The 16863-nt window shown below is 42.5% G+C and carries 13 protein-coding genes, 1 tRNA gene and 1 pseudogene; 13 read left to right on the top strand and 2 right to left on the bottom strand.

Annotated features, from left to right (window positions below; genetic code table 11):
- From ACE01R_RS12105 to rpoC, 10 genes and pseudogenes are all read left to right on the top strand, one after another.
- Nucleotides 1-119, top strand: a pseudogene (locus ACE01R_RS12105) (elongation factor Tu); the annotation flags it as partial.
- Between the two features lie 56 nt (nucleotides 120-175).
- A tRNA-Trp gene (locus ACE01R_RS12110) sits at nucleotides 176-251 on the top strand.
- Between the two features lie 73 nt (nucleotides 252-324).
- Nucleotides 325-765, top strand: coding sequence for a preprotein translocase subunit SecE (gene secE / locus ACE01R_RS12115; RefSeq protein WP_395551462.1), 441 nt, complete (start codon nucleotides 325-327; stop codon nucleotides 763-765).
- Nucleotides 766-772: 7 nt separating this feature from the next.
- Nucleotides 773-1306 carry a transcription termination/antitermination protein NusG gene (gene nusG / locus ACE01R_RS12120; RefSeq protein WP_086197255.1) on the top strand — a complete coding sequence of 178 codons (534 nt, stop codon included), beginning with the start codon at nucleotides 773-775 and terminating at the stop codon, nucleotides 1304-1306.
- A gap of 118 nt (nucleotides 1307-1424) precedes the next feature.
- The gene (rplK, locus tag ACE01R_RS12125; RefSeq protein ID WP_034587972.1) at nucleotides 1425-1853 is read left to right on the top strand and encodes a 50S ribosomal protein L11; all 429 of its coding nucleotides are present in this window, start codon (nucleotides 1425-1427) and stop codon (nucleotides 1851-1853) included.
- A 3-nt stretch (nucleotides 1854-1856) separates the two neighbouring features.
- Nucleotides 1857-2552 (top strand): 50S ribosomal protein L1, encoded by a 696-nt coding sequence (gene rplA, locus ACE01R_RS12130; protein WP_395551463.1) that lies wholly within the window; start codon nucleotides 1857-1859, stop codon nucleotides 2550-2552.
- 311 nt (nucleotides 2553-2863) lie between these two features.
- Nucleotides 2864-3370: a 50S ribosomal protein L10 gene (gene rplJ, locus ACE01R_RS12135; protein ID WP_395551464.1), complete on the top strand. Its 507-nt coding sequence runs from the start codon at nucleotides 2864-2866 to the stop codon at nucleotides 3368-3370.
- A gap of 48 nt (nucleotides 3371-3418) precedes the next feature.
- The gene (gene rplL, locus ACE01R_RS12140) at nucleotides 3419-3787 is read left to right on the top strand and encodes a 50S ribosomal protein L7/L12 (RefSeq protein WP_086197252.1); all 369 of its coding nucleotides are present in this window, start codon (nucleotides 3419-3421) and stop codon (nucleotides 3785-3787) included.
- A gap of 304 nt (nucleotides 3788-4091) precedes the next feature.
- Complete coding sequence (gene rpoB / locus ACE01R_RS12145) at nucleotides 4092-8180, top strand: DNA-directed RNA polymerase subunit beta (protein WP_395551465.1); 4089 nt, start codon at nucleotides 4092-4094, stop codon at nucleotides 8178-8180.
- A 146-nt stretch (nucleotides 8181-8326) separates the two neighbouring features.
- A complete protein-coding gene (gene rpoC / locus ACE01R_RS12150; RefSeq protein WP_395551466.1) occupies nucleotides 8327-12517 on the top strand; it encodes a DNA-directed RNA polymerase subunit beta' in 4191 nt (1396 codons plus the stop codon).
- Between the two features lie 165 nt (nucleotides 12518-12682).
- Here rpoC and ACE01R_RS12155 read toward each other — a convergent pair whose 3' ends face one another.
- The gene (locus ACE01R_RS12155) at nucleotides 12683-13549 is read right to left on the bottom strand and encodes an alpha/beta hydrolase (RefSeq protein WP_395551467.1); all 867 of its coding nucleotides are present in this window, start codon (nucleotides 13547-13549) and stop codon (nucleotides 12683-12685) included.
- A 628-nt stretch (nucleotides 13550-14177) separates the two neighbouring features.
- On the opposite strand from ACE01R_RS12155, the gene ACE01R_RS12160 reads away from it, so the two are divergent.
- Together ACE01R_RS12160 and ACE01R_RS12165 are read left to right on the top strand one after the other, a co-directional pair.
- Nucleotides 14178-14717 carry a hypothetical protein gene (locus ACE01R_RS12160; RefSeq protein WP_395551468.1) on the top strand — a complete coding sequence of 180 codons (540 nt, stop codon included), beginning with the start codon at nucleotides 14178-14180 and terminating at the stop codon, nucleotides 14715-14717.
- 137 nt (nucleotides 14718-14854) lie between these two features.
- Nucleotides 14855-15214 carry a DNA transfer protein p32 gene (locus ACE01R_RS12165; RefSeq protein ID WP_395551469.1) on the top strand — a complete coding sequence of 120 codons (360 nt, stop codon included), beginning with the start codon at nucleotides 14855-14857 and terminating at the stop codon, nucleotides 15212-15214.
- 50 nt (nucleotides 15215-15264) lie between these two features.
- Here the strand turns inward: ACE01R_RS12165 and ACE01R_RS12170 are convergent, their stop codons facing one another.
- Complete coding sequence (locus ACE01R_RS12170) at nucleotides 15265-15750, bottom strand: PaaI family thioesterase (RefSeq protein WP_395551470.1); 486 nt, start codon at nucleotides 15748-15750, stop codon at nucleotides 15265-15267.
- 119 nt (nucleotides 15751-15869) lie between these two features.
- Between ACE01R_RS12170 and ACE01R_RS12175 the strand changes: the two genes are divergently transcribed.
- Complete coding sequence (locus ACE01R_RS12175; RefSeq protein WP_395551471.1) at nucleotides 15870-16739, top strand: alpha/beta fold hydrolase; 870 nt, start codon at nucleotides 15870-15872, stop codon at nucleotides 16737-16739.
- Nucleotides 16740-16863 lie beyond the last annotated feature (124 nt).

The raw sequence follows: 16863 nt of genomic DNA on the forward strand, positions 1-16863 counted from the left end.
ACGTAGAAATGTCAGTAGAATTGATCCACCCAATCGCAATGGACCCAGGTCTACGTTTTGCGATCCGTGAAGGTGGTCGTACAGTTGGTGCTGGTGTTGTTGCTAAAGTAACTGCATAATAGCAACCATAAGTTGAAATTACAGATCGGGGACTTAAGTTCCCGATCTGTACTGTAGGTCAGTAGTTCAATTGGTAGAGCGTCGGTCTCCAAAACCGAATGTTGGGGGTTCGAGTCCCTCCTGGCCTGCCATTTTTTTAAAAAAAAGCTTGATGCTGGTTAAATTGTCATATAATAAGTCGCGAAGCCTACGACGAGTACAAAAATGTCGAATGATAAATCGCGTGACGCATTAAGCGAAGCGCCAATTCCACAAAGAAATAATTCTGCTGAAGTTATTAATTCTGGTTCACCCTTGGATATAGTTATATGGGTTATCGCATTGATTTTATTGATTGGTGCGGCCATGGTGGGGCAGTATTTGCCAGCGTATTGGGCACCAGCAAATAGTGTTTGGGTGCGCGTTGGAGTAATTTTGGCTTGTATCGTAGTGGCTTTAGGTTTATTATACGCCACCCATCAAGGCAAAGGCTTTGTTCGTTTGTTGAAAGACTCTCGAATTGAGTTACGTCGTGTGACTTGGCCTACCAAACAAGAAACAGTGACCACATCTTGGCATGTTCTTGCTGTTGTTGTAATCGCAGCCATTGTTTTATGGTGTTTTGATTACATTTTAGGCTGGTTAATGAAGTTTTTTATCGGGTAAAAGAGCTATGAAACGTTGGTACATTATTCATGCCTATTCAGGTTATGAAAAACAAGTGATGCGTTCACTTAATGATCGAATCCAGCGTAGCGCTGTAGCCGATAGCTTTGGTGAAGTCCTTGTTCCTACCGAAGAAGTGGTAGAGATGAAGGATGGCAAGAAGCGTAAATCAGAGCGTAAATTTTTTCCTGGCTATGTATTGGTCGAAATGGAAATGAATGATGACACCTGGCACATTGTTAAAGAATGTCCAAAAGTATTAGGTTTCATCGGCGGTACAGCAGAAAAACCTGCACCGATTACGCAAAAAGAAGCTGATGCGATTTTGGCACGTGTACGCAATACTGGTGAAGCACCTCGTCCTAAGACAATGTTTGAGCCAGGCGAAGAATTACTCGTTATTGATGGTCCATTCACCGACTTTAAAGGCGTGGTGGAAGAGGTTCTTTACGAGAAGTCACGTTTAACGTTGACAATTAATGTATTCAATCGTCCAACTCAGGTTGAGCTCGAATTTCGTCAAGTCGAAAAAGCGAACTGATTTAAGTTGGATTGAAGACGCCCGATTTGTTATGGATCGGGCATTGTTGTTGTAACAGTTTTGTTACATAGATAATGTTGGGGAGCCTAGCGGCGTTTGTACCCAGAGGTAATTTGAAATGGCTAAGAAGATTGACGGCTATATCAAGCTGCAAGTTCCAGCTGGTAAAGCGAATCCATCTCCACCGATTGGTCCTGCACTAGGTCAACGTGGTGTTAACATCATGGCATTCTGTAAAGAATTCAATGCTGCTACACAAAAAGTTGAACCAGGTCTTCCAATTCCTGTAGTGATTACTGTGTACAACGACAAGTCGTTCACATTCATCATGAAAACTCCACCTGCTGCTATTCTTCTTAAGAAAGCTGCTGGTATTCAAAAGGGTTCAGCTGTACCTAACAAAACTAAAGTTGGTAAGTTGACTCGTGCTCAGTTAGAAGAAATTGCGACTACTAAAGAACCAGATCTTACTGGTGCTGATTTAGACGCACGTGTACGTACCATTGCTGGTTCTGCGCGTTCTATGGGCTTGGAAGTGGAGCTATAAGACATGGCTAAATTAACTAAACGTCAAAAAGCCATTGCTGCTGCTGTAGAAGCACACAAAGTTTACACTTTGGAAGAAGCAGTACAAGTTTTAACTAACCTTCCTGCTGTTAAATTCAAAGAATCTTTGGATGTTTCAGTAAACCTAGGTGTTGACCCTCGTAAATCTGACCAGGTTGTTCGTGGCGCGACTACACTTCCTGCAGGTACTGGTAAAACTGTACGTGTTGCTGTGTTTGCTCAAGGCGCTGCTGCTGAAGCTGCTAAAGCTGAAGGCGCAGACATCGTTGGTTTTGATGATCTTGCTGAAAGCATCCAAGCGGGTAACCTTGACTTTGACGTAGTAATTGCTGCTCCAGATGCAATGCGCGTTGTAGGTAAACTTGGTACGATTCTTGGTCCACGTGGCTTAATGCCAAACCCTAAAGTGGGTACAGTAACTCCTGACGTAGCTGGCGCTGTTAAAAACGCTAAAGCTGGTCAAGCACGTTACCGTGTAGACAAAGCGGGTATTATCCACGCTGCGATCGGTCAAGTTGGCTTTGAAGCTGCTGCTGTTCGTCAAAACGTTGAAGCTTTAGTAGCTGACTTGAAAAAGTTAAAACCTGCTACTTCTAAAGGCGTATACATCAAAAAGATCACTTTGAGCTCAACTATGGGGCCTGGTCTTACTGTTGATGTAAGCAATGTAACTAACTAAGTTAAGCTTAGTTAAGACAGAATTTTAAAGCCCTGAGTGAAAATCAAAGCGCGGCTTTGATTTTTACGCAAGAGAAACCGGTTTTAGGCCTCTTGCGAACTTGGGCGAACTTTGAATTGATAAATGTAAATTTGTCAGCGTCAAAGACCTCGGGCGAGGGGAGTTCTTCGGAACTCACTTCTTAAAAATCCAGTCCGAGTAGACGCGGTGGTGTGATTTTGTTCCTCCTCCGCGTGTAAATTCAGAAATGAATTTACGAATTGGGAGTGTGCTTCGCGTAAGCACATAAATCACCGTTAGGAGGTTTTACAATGGCTCTTCTTATCGAAGGCAAAAAACAGATCGTAGCTGAAGTAGCTGAAGTTGCTTCTACTGCATTTGCTGCTGTTGTTGCTGACTACCAAGGTTTAACTGTTGAGCAATTAACTGCTCTTCGTGTTGAAGCTCGTAAACTAGGTGTTGCTACACGTGTTGTACGTAATACTCTAGCTAAACGCGCTCTTCAAGATACTCAATTCAATATCTTGAACGACAACCTTGTTGGCCCAACAATCTTAGCTTTCTCAACTTCTGAAGACGACATGGGCGCTGCTGCTCGCTTGTTCGAAGAATTTGCGAAAACTAACAAAGCATTTGAACTTAAAGCTGCTGCATTTGACGGTAAGGTTTATCAAGGTGCTGAAGTTAGCGTTATCGCGAATCTTCCGAACCAAGAAAAAGCGCTTACTATGCTTGCAAACGTTCTTCAAGCTCCTATTTCGAAATTGGGTCGCTTACTTACAGCGCTTCAAGAGAAAAACGAGTCAGAAGCTGCATAAGCTTAAATTCACTTTCACACCATTCAATACCCATTTGGAGTTACTCTCATGGCTTTAACAAACGAAGAAATCTTAAACGCAGTTGCTGAAAAAACTGTTCTTGAACTTGTTGAACTTATCTCTGCTTTTGAAGAAAAATTCAACGTATCTGCTGCTGCTGTAGCTGTTGCTGCTGGTCCTGCTGCTGGTGCTGCTGTTGAAGAACAAACTGAATTCAACGTTGAGTTGACTTCTTTCGGTGCTAACAAAGTAGCTGTAATTAAAGCAGTTCGTGAAATCACTGGTCTTGGCTTGAAAGAAGCTAAAGACATGGTTGAAGGCGCTCCTTCAGTTCTTAAAGAAGGCGTTTCTAAAGAAGAAGCTGAAGAACTTAAGAAAAAACTTGAAGAAACTGGTGCTACAGTTACTGTTAAGTAATTTCGATCGGGGTCTAATTTTAAATTGACCCCAAAAATTGGCTGATGGCTCTTGGGTCATCAGCCTTTTTGCGTTACAATTATCGGCTCGATTTTTGTTTGATTGGTGTAAAAAAGCATCAATTATTATAATAATCAATAATATCAAACGTTTACCAATATTTTTTATATCTGAAAATATTGCTAAGCGTTTTAATACCACTAAAAATTGCAGCATTTGTAAAAAGTGGTGGCCATATCGGCCTGTGTAATTCCTTCTAGGCCCGTTCTGCAGGCGGGCTTAGTTTACTTTCCGAGGACTCCAGATGGCATACTCATATACCGAAAAGAAACGGATCCGTAAGAATTTTGGTAAATTGCCTAGCGTCATGGATGCTCCGTACTTGCTTTCGATTCAAGTCGACTCGTACCGAACATTCTTACAAGATGGCAAAACACCAAAAAACCGCGAAGATATCGGTCTCCAAGCCGCATTTCGTTCAGTTTTTCCTATTGAAAGTTATTCTGGCAATGCTGCTTTAGAATTTGTTGAGTATAGTCTTGGTAAGCCTGAGTTTGACGTGCGTGAATGTATTTTACGCGGTTCAACTTATGCAGCACCAATGCGTGTAAAAATTCGTCTGATCATTAAAGATCGCGAAACGAAATCAATTAAAGACGTACGTGAACAAGAAGTGTACATGGGTGAAATGCCACTCATGACAGAAAACGGTACTTTTGTTATCAATGGTACTGAGCGTGTAATCGTATCTCAATTACACCGTTCACCAGGTGTGTTCTTTGACCACGATAAAGGCAAAACACATTCTAGCGGTAAAGTTCTTTATTCTGCACGTATTATTCCTTACCGTGGTTCATGGTTAGATTTTGAATTCGATGCTAAAGACTTAGTCTATGTACGTATTGACCGTCGTCGTAAATTGCTTGCGACTGTAGTACTTCGTGCGTTGGGTTATAGCAACGAACAAATCCTGGATATGTTCTACGAAAAAGTACCTGTGTATCTTGACATGGGTAGCTACCAGATTGACCTTGTACCAGAACGTCTTCGTGGCGAAATGGCTCAATTCGACATTGCTGATGCTGACGGCAAAGTGATTGTTGAACAAGGTAAACGTATTAATGCACGTCATGTTCGTCAAATGGAAGCAGCAGGTCTAGAAAAACTTTCTGTTCCTGATGAATACTTGTACGAACGTATTATCGCTGAAGACGTAACTTTACGTGACGGTGACGTGATTGCAGCCAATACTGTATTGAGCCATGAGATCATGGTGAAATTGGCTGAAGGCGGCGTAAAACAGTTCAACGTATTGTTCACCAATGACATCGACCGTGGTTCGTTCATTGCTGACTCTTTACGTGCCGATACTACAACTGGTCGTGAAGAAGCACTGGTAGAAATCTACAAAGTGATGCGCCCAGGCGAGCCACCAACAAAAGAAGCTGCTGAAAACTTATTCAACAACTTGTTCTTCTCTTCTGAACGTTACGACTTGTCTCCTGTTGGTCGTATGAAGTTCAACCGTCGTTTGGGTCGTCCTTACGAAGTGGGTACAGATCAGAAGTCACGTGAAGTTGAAGGCATTCTATCTAACGAAGATATCACTGATGTATTAAAAACATTAGTTGAAATCCGTAACGGTAAAGGCGAAGTCGACGATATCGATCATTTAGGTAACCGTCGTGTACGTTCTGTTGGTGAAATGACAGAAAACCAATTCCGTGTTGGTCTTGTACGTGTTGAACGTGCTGTTAAAGAACGTTTAAGCCAAGCTGAAACTGACAACTTGTCTCCGCAAGATTTGATCAATGCGAAACCAGTTGCTGCTGCAATCAAAGAATTCTTTGGTTCAAGCCAGTTGTCTCAGTTCATGGACCAAAACAACCCGTTGTCTGAAATTACACACAAACGTCGTGTATCAGCGCTCGGTCCTGGTGGTTTGACGCGTGAACGTGCGGGCTTCGAAGTACGTGACGTACATCAAACTCACTACGGTCGTGTATGTCCAATTGAAACACCGGAAGGTCCAAACATTGGTTTGATCAACTCGCTTTCTGTTTATGCTAAAGCGAACAACTTTGGTTTCTTGGAAACACCATACCGTAAAGTTGTTGATGGTCGTGTAACCGACGAAGTTGAATACCTGTCTGCGATTGAAGAAGTAGGTACTGTAATTGCACAGGCCGATTCTGCAATTGATAAAGACGGTAACTTGACTGAAGAATTCGTTTCTGTACGTCACCAAGGTGATTTCGTACGTATTCCTCCTGAAAAAGTGACGCATATGGACGTATCTGCTCAGCAGGTTGTATCTGTAGCAGCATCACTTATTCCATTCCTTGAACACGATGATGCCAACCGTGCATTGATGGGTTCAAACATGCAACGTCAGGCAGTACCTACGTTGATCGCCGACAAGCCGCTTGTTGGTACAGGTATGGAAGCAAACGTAGCGCACGACTCAGGTGTATGTGTTCTTGCGAAACGTGGTGGCCGTATTGAATTTGTAGATGCGTCTCGTGTTGTTATTCGTGTCAACGAAGATGAAATGATCGCGGGTGAAGCAGGTGTAGATATCTACAACCTGATCAAATACACACGTTCTAACCAAAACACTTGTATTAACCAGAAAGTTCTTGTGAAACTTGGTGATCAAGTAGGTCGTGGTGACGTTCTTGCCGATGGTCCATCTACAGATGGCGGTGAATTGGCTCTTGGTCAAAACATGCGTGTAGCGTTCATGACCTGGAACGGTTACAACTACGAAGACTCGATCTTGTTATCTGAACGTGTTCTTCAAGAAGACCGTTTAACGTCGATTCATATTCAAGAATTGTCATGTGTAGCACGTGATACCAAGTTGGGTGCAGAAGAAATTACTGCCGATATCCCGAACGTTGGTGAAGCTGCACTGTCTAAACTTGACGAATCAGGTATCGTTTATATCGGTGCTGAAGTAACAGCAGGTGACATCCTTGTAGGTAAAGTAACACCTAAAGGTGAAACACAATTAACACCGGAAGAAAAATTGCTTCGTGCAATCTTCGGTGAAAAAGCGGCTGACGTGAAAGACTCATCTTTACGCGTATCTTCAGGTGTGAAAGGTACAGTAATCGACGTTCAAGTGTTTACACGTGATGGTCTTGAAAAAGACGAACGTGCTCAAGCAATTGAGAAAGCACAGCTTGACGCTTACCGTAAAGACTTGAAAGAAGAATTCAAAATCTTCGAAGAAGCAGCACGTGAACGTATTGTTCGCTTGTTGAAAGGTCAAGAATCGAATGGTGGCGGCACAACTAAACGCGGAGACAAACTTTCTGAAGAATTGTTATCTGGTTTAGAGCTTGTTGACTTACTTGACATTCAACCAAGTGATGAAGCGATTGCTGAGCGCTTAACTCAAATTCAAGTGTTCTTGAAAGAGAAGAGCCAAGAGATTGACGAGAAATTTGCTGAGAAAAAACGCAAACTTTCTACAGGTGATGAACTGACAACTGGCGTATTGAAAGTTGTTAAAGTTTACTTGGCTGTAAAACGTCGCATCCAGCCGGGTGATAAGATGGCGGGTCGTCATGGTAACAAGGGTGTAGTATCAAACATCTTGCCTGTAGAAGACATGCCACACGATGCTAACGGTGTTCCAGTTGACGTGGTACTTAACCCGCTGGGTGTACCGTCACGTATGAACGTGGGTCAGATTCTTGAAACTCACTTGGGTATGGCAGCAAAAGGTCTTGGTGACAAGATCGACAAGATGCTTCAAGAGCAACGCACTGTACTTGAGCTTCGTGACTTCTTAGACAAGATCTACAACAAAGTTGGTGGCGAGCAAGAAGATCTCGATAGCTTAACTGATGATGAAATCTTGGCATTGTCTGGTAACTTGCGTGCTGGTGTTCCTTTGGCAACGCCTGTATTTGATGGTGCTGAAGAATCACAAATTAAAGACTTGTTAGAACTTGGCGGCATTTCACGTACTGGTCAAACAGTATTGTATGATGGCCGTACCGGTGAACGTTTTGACCGTCCAGTAACTGTAGGTTACATGTACATGTTGAAACTGAACCACTTGGTTGACGACAAGATGCATGCGCGTTCTACGGGTTCTTACTCTCTAGTAACGCAACAGCCGCTGGGTGGTAAAGCACAATTCGGTGGTCAGCGTTTCGGTGAGATGGAAGTATGGGCACTTGAAGCATACGGTGCAGCATATACTCTCCAAGAAATGCTTACTGTTAAGTCGGATGACGTTGAAGGTCGTACCCGTATCTATAAGAACATTGTAGATGGTAACCATTATATGGACCCAGGTATGCCTGAATCGTTCAACGTATTGACCAAAGAGATCCGTTCTTTAGGTATCAACATTGAACTGAAAAATGGTGACTAATTAAATCCCCCTGACCCCCTTTTACAAAGGGGGAAGTTCCCCTCTTTATCAAAGAGGGGCTAGGGGAGATTCCAAATTTCAGTTAAAAAACAATATTTGTGACCCAGTTGTGAAGTGAAAATCTCCACAACACACGGAGAAAAAAATTGAAAGACTTGCTCGATATCATGCGCAAAAAGACGGATTCAGACGGTCATGCTCCTGTAGAGTTTGATCGCATCCGTATTGGTCTTGCGTCACCAGAAATGATTAAGTCATGGTCTCATGGTGAAGTTAAAAAACCTGAGACAATTAACTATCGTACGTTTAAACCTGAACGTGATGGTTTGTTCTGTGCCAAAATCTTTGGTCCAGTAAAAGATTACGAATGCTTGTGTGGCAAATACAAGCGTATGAAATACAAAGGCGTCATTTGTGAAAAATGTGGCGTTGAAGTAACAACTGCGAAAGTTCGTCGTGAACGTATGGGTCACATCGAATTGGCTTCTCCAGTTGCGCACATCTGGTTCTTGAAATCATTACCGTCTCGTATCGGTCTTCTTCTAGACATGACTTTACGTGACATCGAACGCGTATTGTATTTTGAATCTTATGTTGTTACTGACCCGGGTATGACTCCTATGGAGAAATACCAGCTTCTTAACGATGAAGAATACTTCACAGCGTTAGAAGAACACGGTGACGAATTCAGCGCGAAAATGGGTGCAGAAGCAGTTCAGGACTTGTTGAAAGACATCGATCTTGAAGCTGAAATTTCACGCCTTCGTGAAGAAATTCCGAATACAACTTCAGAAACGAAGCTTAAAAAAGCATCTAAACGTTTGAAGTTGATGGAAGCGTTCAAAGAATCGAACAACAAACCAGAATGGATGGTGTTGACTGTATTGCCAGTTCTTCCACCTGACCTTCGTCCGTTGGTTCCTCTTGAAGGTGGTCGTTTCGCGACTTCTGATTTGAACGATCTTTACCGTCGTGTGATCAACCGTAACAACCGTTTGAAACGTCTTCTTGACCTTGCGGCTCCTGACATCATTGTACGTAACGAAAAACGTATGTTACAAGAGTCTGTAGATGCATTGTTGGATAACGGTCGTCGTGGTCGTGCAATTACAGGTTCGAACAAACGTCCGCTTAAATCTTTGGCAGACATGATCAAAGGTAAGCAAGGTCGTTTCCGTCAAAACTTGTTGGGTAAACGTGTCGATTACTCTGGTCGTTCGGTTATTACTGTAGGTCCAACTTTACGTTTGCACCAATGTGGTCTTCCGAAGAAAATGGCACTTGAATTATTCAAGCCATTCATTTTCGCAAAACTGCAAGCTTCTGGCCAAGCAACAACCATTAAAGCTGCGAAGAAAATGGTTGAGCGCGAAACGCCGGAAGTTTGGGACGTTCTTGCTCACGTGATCCGTCAACATCCAGTGATGTTGAACCGTGCGCCGACACTTCACCGTTTGGGTCTTCAAGCATTTGAACCAACCCTGATTGAAGGTAAAGCGATCCGTCTTCACCCACTTGTATGTGCTGCGTTCAACGCCGACTTCGACGGTGACCAAATGGCGGTACACGTACCATTAACACTTGAAGCTCAGTTAGAAGCTCGTGCGTTAATGATGTCGACCAACAACATCTTGTCTCCAGCGAACGGTGAGCCAATCATCGTACCGTCGCAGGACGTGGTCTTGGGCTTGTATTACATCACGCGTGATGCGATCAATGCCAAAGGTGAAGGCATGGTGTTCGCGGATACTGACGAAGTAAACCGTGCACTTGCAACAGGTCAGGTAGATTTACACGCTCGCGTTAAAGCACGTGTACACCAGACTGTGATTGACGACAATGGCAACCGTGAACAGCAAACCATTATTGTTGACACGACGCCTGGTCGCTGTCTGCTTTGGGAAGTTGTTCCTGAAGGTATGGACTTCCAGCAAATCAACGTTGAGATGACTAAAAAGAACATCTCTAAATTGATTAACTCTTGCTACCGTAAATTGGGTCTGAAAGATACCGTAATCTTTGCTGACCAATTGATGTACCTGGGCTTCCGTCAAGCGACTCGTTCTGGTGTATCTGTTGGTATGGAAGACATGCTCATTCCACCAGCGAAATACTCGATCATCGAAAAAGCAGAAGTTGAAGTTCGTGAAATCGAACAACAATTCGAACAAGGTTTCGTAACTGCCGGTGAACGTTATAACAAGGTTGTCGATATCTGGGCGCGTACCAATGACCAGGTAGCGAAAGCGATGATGGACAACTTGTCTTTCACCACTGTTAAGAACAAACAGGGCGAAGACGAGAAACAAAAATCATTCAACTCGATCTACATGATGTCTGACTCGGGTGCCCGTGGTTCTGCAGCTCAGATTCGTCAGTTGGCTGGTATGCGTGGTTTGATGGCGAAACCGGATGGCTCGATCATTGAAACCCCAATTAAAGCAAACTTCCGTGAAGGTTTGACAGTACTTCAGTACTTCATTTCAACACACGGTGCGCGTAAAGGTTTGGCCGATACAGCACTTAAAACAGCAAACTCTGGTTACTTGACTCGTCGTTTAGTAGACGTAGCGCAAGACTTGGTAATTACCGAGCCTGATTGCGGTACTTTAGGCGGTCTTGTGATGACTCCGTTCATTCAGGGTGGTGATGTGATCGAGAACTTAGGTACTCGAGTATTGGGTCGTGTTGTTGCTGAAGATGTGAAGAAAGTCGGTTCTGACGAAGTGATTCTTCCACGTAATACATTGATTGACGAAAAAATCGCTGCCTTCCTTGAAGAAGCTGGTGTCGATGAAGTTAAAGTACGTTCAGTGGTTTCTTGTGAATCTACCTTCGGCGTATGTGCGAAATGTTACGGTCGTGACCTTGCACGCGGTCACTTGGTGAACCCAGGTGAATCTGTAGGTGTAATGGCAGCTCAATCGATTGGTGAGCCAGGTACACAGTTAACCATGCGTACGTTCCACGTCGGTGGTGCTGCGAGCCGAACTTCTGCTGCAAACAGTGTACAGGTTCGTAACAAAGGTACAGTACGTTTCCATAATGTGAAAACAGTACAACATGCCAAAGGTCACCTGGTATCAACTTCACGTTCAGGTGAAATCGGTATTGCGGATGATTTAGGTCGTGAACGCGAACGCTATAAACTTCCTTACGGTGCATCTATCTTGCTGAAAGATGGTGAAGCTGTTGAGGCAGGCGGTATCGTAGCGACTTGGGATCCACATACACATCCACTTGTTACAGAAGTTGCAGGTAAAGTACGTTTCAGCCAGATCGCTGATGGCGTAACAGTTACCTCGAAAACTGATGACGCAACAGGTATGACGACAATCGAAATCTTGCCAGTGACTTCACGTCCTGCGTCAGGTAAAGATATGCGTCCAGCGGTGGTATTGGATACTACTGATGGTGGCGAACAGTTCTACTTCTTGCCACAAAACACGATTCTTTCTGTCCGTGATGGCGAAACGATTGGTGTGGGTGACGTTATCGGTCGTGTACCACAAGAATCTTCACGTACCCGTGATATTACCGGTGGTCTTCCACGCGTAGCTGACTTGTTCGAAGCACGTAAACCGAAAGAGCATGCAATTCTTGCTGAAATTTCTGGTGTGGTAAGCTTCGGTAAAGAGACCAAAGGTAAGAACCGTCTTGTGATTACTCCGGATGATGGCTCAGAGATCTACGAAGAGCTGATTCCGAAATGGCGTACCATCAACGTGTTTGAAGGTGAACATGTAAACCGTGGTGAAACCATTTCTGATGGTCCACAGAACCCGCACGACATCTTGCGTCTGAAAGGTGAAGTGGCGTTGACTAATTACATCGTGAACGAAGTTCAAGACGTATACCGTCTACAAGGTGTAAAAATCAACGATAAACACATCGAAGTGATCGTGCGTCAAATGTTGCGTAAAGTTGACATTACTGACGGGGGCGATACTAGCTTCATCAAAGGCGAACAAGTGGATTACATCCGCGTTATGGGTGAGAACCAAGCCGTTCTTGCACAGAACAAGTTCCCAGCGAAATTTGAACGTCAATTGATGGGTATTACCAAAGCGTCGCTTTCTACTGACTCGTTCATCTCTGCTGCATCGTTCCAGGAAACAACTCGTGTGTTAACTGAAGCGGCTGTAACAGGTAAAGAAGATGATTTACGTGGTCTGAAAGAAAACGTGGTTGTTGGTCGCTTGATTCCAGCAGGTACTGGTCTTGCATACCACTTGGAACGTCGTCGTCAGGAAGCAGAAGCTGCAGAACATGCGCTTGTAAATGACTTCTCTGATGTAGACCAAGCATTAAGCCAAGCATTTAACCAAGAATTCTAATTCGACGTTAAATGACTCAAAAAAGGCGCCTTCGGGCGTCTTTTTTTATGCCTGTACTTTTGAAAGCATATTGGGGAATTTTAGAGATAGTGAATGAGTTTTTTAAAAAATAAGATCTTAATTGATACTCAAAGCATTTTTAAATTGTATAAGATCACATTTGATCTATTTCCTTATAGAGGAATGGCTTTGTATAAATTGATTTACCGCTTGCGTATATGCATTATTTTTCCCTAGTGACTTGTTAATTTCTCCGTGTGAAAGCGGGACAGGCAATAATTGGGTTTGAGTCCCTAATTTTTGTGCCTGTTGAATAAATTGTTGTGCCTGCGTACAGGGCTGGTCTGGACGAATGGTTGAGCAAACGGCGAGAAATGCCGGTAGAGCTTGGTGTAATTGATAGATAGGGGAAAGCGCTTTCCAGTTTACTGGCTGATCACCAAAGGCTTGATCATAAAAACGCGCATGTCGGGTTTGCATAATGGTTTCGACATTATAGGCGCCGCTGTCTAAAGCAATCGTAGCACGCCAAGGCTGGGGCTGAGATGTTAGCCAGAGCGGACGTGTGGTGAGTAGGCTGACTAAATGTGCACCTGCGGAATGTCCCATGAGAATTAAGCGTTTAGGATTTGCATGCCAATTTGTAGCCTTATTCTGGATATAAATGAGTGCTTCTGCAATATCCTGGGTTTGTTGCTGTACTGTGACCTCAGGCACTAATCGATAGTTGATGGAAATGAAAATCCAATCTTGTTTGGTCCAATACGCTACTTTATTTTTAACCACAGCAGCATTATTTTTATCTCCAATAGTCCAAGCCCCACCATGTACCATCACAATTAACGCTGCTGGTGTTTTAGCTGTGAGAGTTTTGGCCGGAAAATAGACATCCATGACTTGTTGCGGATGTTGCCCATAAGCAACATTTTTTAAAGATTTCGTTTTATTGAGCAGCTTCGTATCAAAATCATTGGGATAGGCTGATAGGATGAAGCTAAATAATGTAAATATCAACAACAGAAGTTTTTTCATTCTCATTATCCTTCAAGTTCAATTACGACAGCACTTTAAAATTTTGAGTATAAGGTAATTATTATTTGGAGTCCTTTTACTGAATTTAGGAGGCTTCCATTTAACAAGCCAGGACTTTATCGATCAAATCGAGCTTTTTAGCCAGAAAGATATTACAAAATGGAAAATGAAATTAAAGAAGGATTAAAACAACTCTCATGAGGTATTGAAAATATAAAAGGTGAAGCGCTTAAATCAAAAACAAGAATTTAAAATTGTTGATGCGAAACAAATGGATAATGAACTCATTCAATATGATGAAAGAATTGATTGTATTTATGTGGATTACAAACTATCAGTAATGGAGCATCTAGAAAAATTTATACGCCACCAAAAGCTAAAGATAAAAAATGATCTTGGGACATCTATGTTCAGGTGGTCCAGAATTTAGAAAAGGTAAACCTTTAGTCAAAGTTAAAACTTCACAAAATTCATTTCGCTCAGCAATATTAAGATGCCTTTGGGCATCTTTTTTATTTTAAATAATTGAAAATTAAAACTTTCATCCAATGCCATTATTTTCTATATTGAAATGAGAACAACTGATTTTTTTATTTAGAAACTTTAAAAACATAACAGGGTAAAACGTATGAAATTTTTGCAACAGGGTATGGTACTTACTGTTCTTTCTGCTTCAGTTACGGTAATGGCGGCACCCATGCCAAATAGCATCGTTGTTGAAGATAAAGCCGTGGTTCCAATATTAAAAACCGAAGTGATTCGTCGAGTTGCAGGACAAGAGCCAAAGCGTAGTGTAGATGCCACGATTTTTGAAGTCACTAATCAGGGTAAAGATATTATTGCCCGTGAAGTACATTTAGAAGATAACCAGACGCAATTTTCTGAAAAGAAGCTTTCTGTTCCGGTGATTCAAAAAGGTGGGGTGATTGTGCCAACCTCAAAAATTGAATTGAACACCACCATAAAACAAGAAGGGAAAGTCATTTCAGAAACCAAGAAAATTGATGCAGAAGGGATTGAGTTTAAAGCAGGTCAAGAACCTATTCATCGTACCTTAAAGCTGGATCAGAAAAAGAATTTAGGCCAAAACACGAAAACTTCACATGCAGTTTTGACCGAAAATGGAGTGATGACCAAAGATATTGTAGTACTGAGTGAAGACGAATAAACCCCAATAAAAAGCCTTGAAATTTTTTAGGGCTTTTTACAAAATGCTGCATTTAAGTTGTAATGGGTAACATTTTAAGGTGATTGCTTCCATAAAATAGGCATAAGCTGAAAGAGTGAAAAAAGGAGAGTAATCCCATGAAAAAGTTAATGAGCGTGATGGCAATGGCAACCTTATCGACTTTCATGCTGGTGGGTTGTGATTCTATGTCTCCAAGGGAACAACGTATTGGCGCAGCTGCACTCGGTGGTGCTGTTGGTGGTGGTATAGGTAATCAAGTTGGCGGTGGTATAGGTGCGGCTGTTGGTGGCGGTGCAGGTGCAGCAGTAGGTAGCAAAACCCAAGGTGGTTCTAACCGTAATGCGACCTATAGTGGTGTCGGTGGTGCCATTGGTTCTGCAGTTGGTAAAAGCGTGTTTGGTGGTAATGCCGGGGCTGCCATTGGTGGTGCCATTGGTGGTGGTGCAGGGGCTGCCATCGAACAGAAAAAACGTTAATTGAAGTTTGGAATTTGAATAAAAGCGCTTGTTGATCAGGCGCTTTTTTGTCAATTACGGCTGGCCTTTGGTTTTTTGCGACGGATATATACTGTCTTTTGTACTTCGGCAATACGCACGCCTGATTCATCAAAAATATTTACATTATAGTTTCGGTATACCGGTGCATGATTTTCAGCAAGTTGTTTAATCTGTTCAATCTCTGTTGAATCTAGGCGAATATCGGCATAGACCGTACCACGACCGGGTGACAGGAATTGTATAGATGCTGATTTATCCCAGACAATGTATTTTGAACCCAGATGATGCATCAAAATCAGCATATATAAAGGATCGACCATTGAATATAAGCTGCCACCAAAATGTACACCGACAACATTTTGATTTTTACGGGTTAAAGGCATTTTGATGCGAATATGGTAATTTGCTAGATCAACCTTATCGATTTCAATCCCTGCGCCGCGGTAAGGTGCATAGCGATTTAATAAAAATTTAGAGATAGCAGGAATTGTCTGTAGTTTTTTTAAAAGGCTCATTTGGGTCAATTATTTTTTTTCGGCTTCAGAACATACTAAAACAGAATGATTAGACTGGCATTGATCAGATTGCCCAGACTCTGCAATAAATAGTCAATAAAAGAATAGGATAAAAATATATGCAAGCTCAAACACAATGGGTGGCTACTTCAGATCAGCAGCGTCTTTATGTCAAAACATGGGGCAATGAGGCAAAACCTGCTTTAGTCCTGGTTCATGGCTATCCCGATAATCAGGAAGTTTGGGAACTGGCCATTCAGCAGCTGATCCAGGATTTTTATATTGTGACCTATGATGTACGGGGTGCGGGGAAATCTTCTATTCCAAAACGGATTCGTAACTATTGCCTGGAACAGTTATCTTTAGATCTGGAAAGCGTGGTCAATGCTGTGCTGGAAAACCGTCCTTTTCACTTGGCAGCACATGACTGGGGCTCAATCCAGTCTTGGGAATCGGTGACTGAGCCGAAGTTTAGGGAGCGGATTTTGTCCTATAGCACCATTTCTGGTCCCTGTCTGGATCATGCCGCTTTTTGGATGCGTCAGCAATTTAAGCAAAATAAGCCCAAATTTTTTAAACAACTGACGAAATCCTGGTATATCGCGCTGTTTCAATTGCCCTTGCTTGCCCCTACGGTGTGGCAATTTTTTAGCCCTGAAAAATGGGACAGGGTATTGCAGAAGTTAGAGCATCAAAAAGATTTACCTTTAAACAGCCATATTGCATCAGATGGAAAACATGGTATTGGACTGTACCGTGCCAATTTCCTGCCACGTTTAACCCAGCCACGCCAGCGTTTTGCTGTTTGTCCGGTGCAGGCGATTGTGCTAAAACAGGATAATTTTGTCAGTCCAGAACTGATTGATGAAATGCCGAAATGGGCAGAAAATTTTCAGCGTGTAGAGGTGGATGCCAACCATTGGGCAATATTAAGCCAAGCTGAGTTGGTCGCAGAATATATCAAAACATTTGCGCTAAAAAATAATTGAACCACTATTTTTCATATAAATTTTAATTAAAATCAGTACTTTATTGTTTTATGAGTCAGCCGATTTATTTACAGTTTCAAAAGGATGAATCTGATAAAATATCGGCTTTTCATCTTCCCCTCAA

It is taken from the genome of Acinetobacter sp. BSP-28, assembly GCF_044130285.1.
Taxonomy (GTDB): domain Bacteria; phylum Pseudomonadota; class Gammaproteobacteria; order Pseudomonadales; family Moraxellaceae; genus Acinetobacter.